This window comes from Komagataeibacter ossonobensis (assembly GCF_057359305.1).
Map to the genome: position 1 here is coordinate 1 of NZ_JBXAYQ010000100.1, position 2,301 is coordinate 2,301.

Consider the following 2,301-nt stretch of genomic DNA (forward strand, 5'->3'; position numbering starts at 1 on the left):
TGCCTCCCATCTTTACTGTTTTATTTATTTATATATTTTGTTTTTATTGTATTTTTATTCAGAGCAGGCCTTTCCAGATCCGCCATCCGGTCGTCCGGATCGGTTTTTTTGCGGGGATGCCAGATAGGGGCAACTGATCCGCGCAGGCGTGACATCAATCCACAAACGACTGCCCACAGTCGCCTCCAGTGCCTTGCGGATGGTGTCGGCAGAAAGAAATTCCGCGCCATCATCACCGCCAAACGATGCGCGTTTGACGTCGTACCAGTCGTCAGGACATGTGCGCGGGTCCGCTTCGACGGCATAGGCGACAAGGTTCCCCTGACCCTCAGCGTCACTGAAGCCCGGATAACCATTCGACAATAGGGTAGACGTGGACACCGCTCAGAGAGCAAATGCCACGTCCCCCTCCAAACCGTGCGGGCAGCTTTCACTGCACACGGCTTTCCACCCCCGATTACGCTCTCATTCGAAGATCACGTTGCCGCCCAGCATGGACATTGCGATGGCAATTTATGCAGAGCGGGATACGCTTCCTTTGGCGAGCAGCTCTGACCTGTGCCATCAAAGGCGAGTTGACGTGATCTTTCAGCTTTCTGACGTGGTGCACTTCAACGGGAAGATTTGATGTTCCGCAAAGCGCACATTCTTCAGAAAACAGTCGATCTACCAAGTCCGTGCGAGCAAAAGCCGCAATGTATCTTGGTAGTGCGTCGACCTTGGCGAATTTCACGGACGGACGAGTGAGATGCCGAAGCTTCCATACCCGCACCCTCCTTAATTTCCCACCTAAGTCTCGGCTAGCCACATACCACTCTCCATCCCTACTACGGACGGAAGTCAAAACCTTGGCCAACGAGCTATGTCGCTTATTGGCAAGTGTCTTGAGAAGGCTTGTCTGTACTACGAACTGAAGCGAACGAAGCTGCGCTTTCACATTCACGCACAGCGCGTAATATTGAACAAACCCGCGGTATTCCGCATTGAACTGTGAAGCGATCTCGTACTCGCTCGAATTGATCAATGCCGGTCGGTCAATACCCCAACGCGTGTCGGGGTAACCGTAGCCGTGGCGTTGACAGAACTGGCGGATTTTCGTCCGCGGAACATTCAACGTGATCAGACCGTCTGGATTACGCTTCGTGTAGTTGCGCCCCAGAGTGTCCCTCACGCTCCTTACCTGGTTTGAATTCCAAGTATGGATGTCATAGCCAAGAAATTCTACTCCGTCCGAGGCATGTCGAATGCCGCTCTTTTCCTCAGATACATTAAGTTTCAGGTTTCCAAGAAATTGTCGAACGGCATCCATCATTCTCCGGGCATCATCTTTGCTGCCGATAACACCAATGAGGAAATCATCAGCATACCGGACATAACGAAAGCGCCGATAATCCGGATCCTGTGATGCCAGCGCAGGCACAGATTTGCGAGCCTTATCGAGGACTTTTATATCCTGTTTGAGAGCCGCTATCCTGCCCTGGTCTCCTACTGACAGACTTTCTTCTGATCGTACGATCCGACGAATTTGCATCTGTCTGTAATTGATCAACTTCGAAAGACGATTCCATTCTTGCTCCCGACGACGTTTCACGCCCTTATTTTTAGCCTCCATCCATGTTTCCATGAACAAATCGAGTTCATGAAGATAGATGTTGGCCAAAATGGGCGAGACAATGCCACCTTGCGGAGTTCCACTGTAAGTCCTGCTGAACCTCCAGTTTTCAAGATATCCAGCTTCAAGAAAGCGTCTAATCAGATCAATGATCTTCTTATCAGCAATCCTCTTGCGAAGCAGGTTCACGAGAATGTCGTGGTCGATATTGTCAAAATACCCAACAATATCGACCTCAACGAACCACTTTGTCCCTCTCCACACCTTCTGGATATGTTCCAGTGCAGTATGACAGGACCTATTTGGACGAAACCCATGTGAGTGATTAGAGAAAATCGGCTCATATATGGTTTCAAGGATCGTCCTCAAAGTTTCCTGCACGAGGCGATCCCGAATACTCGGAATCCCCAACGGTCGGAGTTTACCGTTTGATTTTGGTATGTAGACCCGACGAACCGGATTTGGTCGGTAACGTCCTTCCACGACCTCGCTAATCAACGCTTCAAGCTTGTCGAGCGAAAACCCGTCAAGCGTATCTCCGTCAATACCGGGGGTCAGGGAGCCCGAGTTTTGGGCAACCTTCTCATATGCCGCTTTCCAGAGATCACGGCAGGTCATGAGGCGGAATAGGCCGTTAATCAACTTTCCGGCTTTCGAGAGCTTTGGAAGAGCATCCAATCTCTTCATGA

The 2,301-nt window shown here is 50.5% G+C and carries 1 protein-coding gene and 1 pseudogene; both read right to left on the minus strand.

Annotated elements, in window-relative coordinates:
* Nucleotides 1–54 precede the first annotated feature (54 nt).
* Nucleotides 55–366, minus strand: a pseudogene (locus AC1RQ9_RS18735) (DUF3085 domain-containing protein); the annotation flags it as partial.
* A gap of 91 nt (nucleotides 367–457) precedes the next feature.
* On the minus strand, nucleotides 458–2,301 hold a 1,844-nt coding region (gene ltrA, locus AC1RQ9_RS18740; RefSeq protein ID WP_217420547.1), incomplete at its 5' end, for a group II intron reverse transcriptase/maturase.